The 5,438-nt window shown below is 61.8% G+C and carries 4 protein-coding genes and 1 pseudogene; 3 read left to right on the top strand and 2 right to left on the bottom strand.

The genetic code is table 11. The annotated features are described in order from the left end of the window. Positions 1-88: 88 nt before the first annotated feature. Together AC6RA8_RS20820 and bchO are read left to right on the top strand one after the other, a co-directional pair. Positions 89-826 (top strand): annotated as a pseudogene (locus tag AC6RA8_RS20820) (VWA domain-containing protein); the annotation flags it as partial. A 3-nt stretch (positions 827-829) separates the two neighbouring features. Continuing rightward, positions 830-1,702: an alpha/beta fold hydrolase BchO gene (gene bchO / locus AC6RA8_RS20815; protein ID WP_500355520.1), complete on the top strand. Its 873-nt coding sequence runs from the start codon at positions 830-832 to the stop codon at positions 1,700-1,702. 160 nt (positions 1,703-1,862) lie between these two features. On the opposite strand, the gene AC6RA8_RS20810 is transcribed toward bchO, so the two are convergent. Together AC6RA8_RS20810 and AC6RA8_RS20805 are read right to left on the bottom strand one after the other, a co-directional pair. Next, entirely contained in the window at positions 1,863-2,924 is a 1,062-nt protein-coding gene (locus AC6RA8_RS20810; RefSeq protein WP_500355519.1) for a ParB/RepB/Spo0J family partition protein, read from the bottom strand. Then, complete coding sequence (locus tag AC6RA8_RS20805; RefSeq protein ID WP_500355518.1) at positions 2,921-4,225, bottom strand: AAA family ATPase; 1,305 nt, start codon at positions 4,223-4,225, stop codon at positions 2,921-2,923. The genes AC6RA8_RS20810 and AC6RA8_RS20805 overlap by 4 nt, the downstream gene beginning before the upstream one ends. Before the next feature lie 489 nt (positions 4,226-4,714). Here AC6RA8_RS20805 and AC6RA8_RS20800 point away from each other — a divergent pair, with 489 nt between their 5' ends. Beyond that, positions 4,715-5,398 carry a hypothetical protein gene (locus tag AC6RA8_RS20800; RefSeq protein WP_500355516.1) on the top strand — a complete coding sequence of 228 codons (684 nt, stop codon included), beginning with the start codon at positions 4,715-4,717 and terminating at the stop codon, positions 5,396-5,398. Positions 5,399-5,438: the final 40 nt, after the last annotated feature.

Genomic DNA, 5,438 nt, shown 5'->3' with positions numbered 1-5,438 from the left:
CGGGTTGTGTTTCAAGGTTTGTGCCCGCGGGGTCAACACCCTAATTGCGGGGGGGGGGGGGCCCTGAAAAAACCCCACCCCCACCCCCCGCGGCCGCCCCCTGCCCTCACGTCCCGGGCGGCTCGACGGCACCTCGCGCATCGACCTGATCGCCACCCTTCGGGCCGCCGCCCCGTGGCAGCCTCTTCGGCGCCAACAACAGCCGGACCGCACGGGCCTGCTCATCCGACCCTCCGATATCCGCCTCAAGCGCTACGCCGAACAATCCGACCGCCTTCTGATCTTCACCGTCGACGCCTCCGGTTCAGCCGCCGTGTCCAGACTGGGAGAGGCCAAGGGCGCCATCGAACTCCTGCTCGCAGATGCCTATGCCAGCCGGGACCACGTCGCTCTCATTTCATTCAGGGGCACCGAGGCCGAAACCCTCCTGCCCCCCACCCGTTCCCTGGTTCAGACCAAACGGCGGCTCTCTGCTCTGCCCGGCGGAGGCGGCACCCCCCTTGCCTCCGGCCTGCAACACGCCCTGCTGCTCGCGCAGCAAAGCGGTGCCAAGGGGCTCACACCCACCGTCATTCTGATCACCGATGGACGCGCCAACATAGCGCTCGACGGCCAAGCAAACCGGGCGCAGGCCACGCAAGACGCGACCGCTATGGCAACGGCCTTGCGCAGCTCTGGAACGGCCGCGCTGGTCATCGATATGTCCAACCGCCCTCAACCCACTCTACAGGAGCTGAGCCGCGCCTTGGACGCACCTTATGTTGCCTTGCCGCGCGCAGAGGCACAGCGGCTAAGCGGTGCGGTGCACGCAGCTTTGGACAGCTAGAACATGGACTGGGCGCAAATTCACACATGGCCCAATTCCGAACTGTCCCGGCGGGGACAAGGTCCGGTTCATCGCTGGCATATCCAGGAAACAGGTGCCGGGAAGACGGTGCTGATGCTGCACGGCGCCGGGGGATCGACCCACTCCTATGCCGCCCTCATCCCCATACTCGCACAGAGCCATCACATCGTCGCTCTGGACCTGCCAGGACAGGGCTTCACCCAGCTTGGCGCGCGGCATCGCAGCGGGCTTGATCAGATGGCTGAAGACATCGCCAAACTGTGTGACCAGGAAGGCTGGATCCCGGATGTCATCATTGGTCATTCCGCAGGCGCAGCCGTTGCTTTGAGGCTCGCGGAAAGCGATCTGTCCCCGCGGGGACAAGCACCCCGCATCATCGGGATCAACGCCGCATTGGCACAGTTCAACGGGCTTGCGGGGCTTGTCTTTCCGATGATGGCAAAGGTGCTGGCAGCCGTACCATTCACAGCATCCCTGTTTTCAGGCGCGTCCAATCGACCGGACAGGATCAAGGCGCTTATCAGTTCAACTGGATCGCAACTGGACGCTGATGGGCTAGAACTTTATCGCCGACTGGTCGCCGACCGGAACCATGTGGATGGGACACTTTTGATGATGGCGCAATGGGCGTTGGACCCGCTTCTGGCCGGTTTGCCAAACCACCCATCCACTGTGCATTTCATCGTCGGGGGCAAGGACGCCACTGTGCCCCCCGAGGTGTCAGAAAAGGTGACGTCCCGGATGCGCAACGCCACCCTGCACCGCTTTGCCGAATTGGGTCATCTTGCCCACGAAGAAGATCCCCAAGGTTTTGCCCGGTTGGTCAACGACATCATCGAAAAAGAGTTGGGCTGATCCGATCTGTCCCCGCGGGGACAAGCTGCCGACGCCCACAAAACAGCCCGCCGAATTGGCGGGCTTTCGGTTTTGTCCCCGCGGGGACAGGTGGGTTAACGCGGCGGACGCATCGTTGGGAAAACAGTTCCTTTTCTGTGTCTGTCCCCGCGGGGACAGATTACAGATCGAGCTGATCGAGAAGGGCGCGCACTGCGGCTTCGAGCTTGCGAGGATCGACCGAGCCGAAGTCGCGGTTCATCTGCAATTCGATCTTACCCTTGGCGCCGATGACCTTCACCGCACCAGCCTTGCGGTTCAGCTTGATCGTCGTCTTGGAGGAGGTTGAAGGTGCCGTTTGTTCGCTGACGGGTTTGGGGGCCACAACTTTGTTCAGAACGGCCAGCTCGGCAACCGCATCCGTGGGCTTCTGGTGCTCAAGCAGGACGTTCAGTTGCTGAACTGCACGTGGCTGTTCTTCCAGTGCCTTGATCAGCTTTAGACCGAGGGCGCGGGGGATTGCTTCGGGGAACTGCAGGCGGGGTCCCAGCTTGTCCATCAAGAGACTGAAACTGCCTATGTAGTGACGCTTTTGCCGCCCCGCAGATGCGAAGAGGACAGCGATAGCATCGTTCAATTCAAGGTCCATTTGCCGGGCATAGCTGGAGGCAAGCTGGCCCATCTCGGCAAAGGAGATGTCGCGCCGCACCATGTTTTCGTCGACCATGCGGCGGTAGAGTTTTTCGAGTGCCTCGCCCTTGGCCACGAGGACGGCGGGGATGGAGGCGTATTTGTCGTCACCCGTTTCCTCGTAGAGAGATTTGTAGGCGCTAAGGCGGCGGAAGCCCTGGATCAGTTCGTATCCTTCGCCGGTGTCTTCGACCTGAATCGGGTTGGATAGGCCCAGATCGCGGATGGATGTTTTCAGTTCTTCAAGGTCCGGATCGCGGTTTGTGCTGCGGTCGCGGGTCAGTTTCTTCATCGCCACGTCCCCGAGGGGAACACGGGCAACGATGGCGCCATCCCTTTTTAGAGACACATATTCGTGGGCAAGGCGGTCATTCTCGGCCCGGATTTCTGCTTCAGCCGTTTGGCGTTCACTGAGCGCCGTGGCGTTTTCCGAGATAGCCGCCGCCATGGGGCCACGACGCGTTTCCGGGGTAGGGGCCTTCGATCGTTCTGTTGCTGGCTCGAGGCCGGCGTCCGGCTCGAAGTCGATGTCGAATACGCGGCGCTTGCTCATGCCTCATCCTCCAATTGGTCCCAGGCTGTTCCCAGGTTCGTTTTGAATTCCTCATAGGCCCGATCAAACGAAGCGCGGGCGCGGCGCCAGGTTTCGCGGGTCATATCGCGGTAGTCGATTTCGTAGATGCTGCTCAGGAACCGACCGGATTGTTCGACGGCGCGGGTCATTTCGATGGGGTGTTCGCAGACCCGGTCCCCAAATACTTTTTGGAACGCGCCCTGCATGGCGCGATGGAGTTCGTTGCCCGGTTCATAGCGGGTGAGCAGGAAGCGGAGGTCGAGGAACGTCTTGGGCAAGGTCATTGTCCCCGCGGGGACAAGTCCGTTGAAGCGGGAGAGATCCTCGAGCGCTTCAGAGAGCTGGCCGATGAAGGACGTGGTGGAATCGTACTCCCAGTAGCCAGGGCCGGACGGGATGTAGAGCACGTCGGCGGCGAAGACCGCGTTCATGGACTGATAGCCGATGGCGGGCGGGCAGTCGAAAAGGATGAGGTCGTAGGTGTCGGGTGCGATCTGGTCGAGGAAGCGCGAGACAGCGGCGAAGAAGGACCATTCGGGATTGATGTGCCGATATTGGGCGGAGGCGAATTCGACAAAGGCCGCGTTGGCGCAGGAGGGCACGATGTCGATGGTGGGCCAGTTCGTGGGCTTGATGAAGTCGCTGGCGCGCAGGTCGTTCAGCCCCATGTCGGTGATCGCGGCGGGCAGCTTGCGTTGGGGCAGGGCGGTGCCCGATTCCGCGCCGCGCAGGGCGGAGTTCATGCGGTCCGTTTCATGCCCCAAGTCGCGCGCCATGATGCCCCAGACGGTATATTCCTCGGCCACGTCGCTGAGGCCCATGGAGTGGCTGAGCGTGGCCTGCGGGTCGAAGTCGACGCAGAGCACGCGGTAGCCATCGAGGGCGGCGGCGTGGGCGAAGTGGAGGGCCGTCGTGGATTTGCCAGCACCTCCTTTGAAATTGGCGATGGCGGCGCGGATGGCGCGCTTGTTCGCCGGGCGGTAGGGCATCAGCGATTTGCGGTTCACCTTGATGCGGCGGCGCAACTCGTTGATTTCATCAAGCGTGTACCAGCGTTGGCGGCCGTCTTCTTCGACCGTGCCCTGGGGCAGGGAAGGGTCGGCGGCGAGGCGACCGCGCAGGGTGGATTGGTTGGCTTTAAAAATGAGTTCCGCCACCTCCCAGCTTGAGAAACGGCGGAGCGTCTTTTCGCTTTCGGGAGAGTAGGTTTGCTGGCGGATGAAGCCCTGCATTTTGAGGGATTGCGCCTGAAGTTGGGCGAGGTCTGTGTGCGTGAACATGCGCTGCCTGTACGTTTGTCCCCGCGGGGACAGGTGGTTTTTGGCCCCATGGGGACGCTAATTCTGCTCATTTCCAGATTTACGCTGATTTTGCGGAAAAAGCAAAAGGGGAATAGTGTTGTCCCCGCGGGGACAGATTGCGCTGTCGAGCATGCGTGCAGGGCTGAACGTTGTGATTCTGTTGCTGGCACGCGCGGTCGGTTTACCGGACAGATTTTGGGGGACAGTTTTTTCGCTCCACCACCTATTGGGTGACAAAAGGGGCGAAATAGGGGACAGTCAAGGTGTCCCCCAATACCATATCAACCTGTTTTTCTTTTGATTTGGGTTTGGGTCTGACAACTTATCCACATCCGCCCTTGACAGAATCGCGGCTTCGGACGCAAATCAGAGGCAGAGACGGAAAAGCGGCCAGAACCGCGGGGAAACCCACCGTTGGCAGGTGTTGTTCGGGACAGCCCGGACCATTCAAAGAAAATGAGGGCAGTGATGCAAACGCTGAGGCCGGTGGGCCGGGGCGCGTCTGCGCGCAAATACGATATTCTGACAGCCTTGGGTGCCTTTGCGTTGGCGCAGGGCAAGCACGAGCAGCGGCGTGTTCTGCGGCTGATGACGCTGATCACCGCGCGTTACAACTGGGCACGGGATGAGCTGGCGGTGGGGCAGCGCGAGATTGCGCGGCTTTGGTCTGTGGATGAACGCACGGTGAAGCGCGAAATGGCATTGCTGCGGGCGCGGGGCTGGTTGGTTGTGAAGCGGCAGGGCGCGCGGGGCCGCGTGTCTGAACATGGGTTGGACCTGGAGCGCGTCTTGATGGATACGGAGGCGTATTGGGCGGCTGTGGGGCCGGATTTCGAGTTGCGCATGGGGGCCTCAGAAGAGGAGGCACCAAAAGTGGTGCCTTTGCCGGTGAAGGGCGCCGTGGTGGCCCCGGATGTGTCGCAGGGGACGGAGTGGTCGCTGGCCCAGGCGGTGTTGCATGCAGAGGATGCCGGTCTGTACGCGTCGTGGATTGCCGGGCTTGAGCGGGTGGAGCGGGCAGGGGGGCGATTGACCCTGCGGGCGCCGTCACGCTTTCACGGGGCCTATGTGCAGACCCATCTGGAACGGCGGGTGCTGGCGGCCTGTCGTGAGGTGGACGGCGATGTGAGCGAGGTGCGGATCGTTGTCTGAGTTTGTGGAACATCTGCGGCTGATGGCGCGCTACAACGCG

Source organism: Tateyamaria sp. (assembly GCF_059783535.1).
Note: the sequence above shows the minus strand (reverse complement) of the source record. Positions and strands in the feature narration are given on the sequence as shown.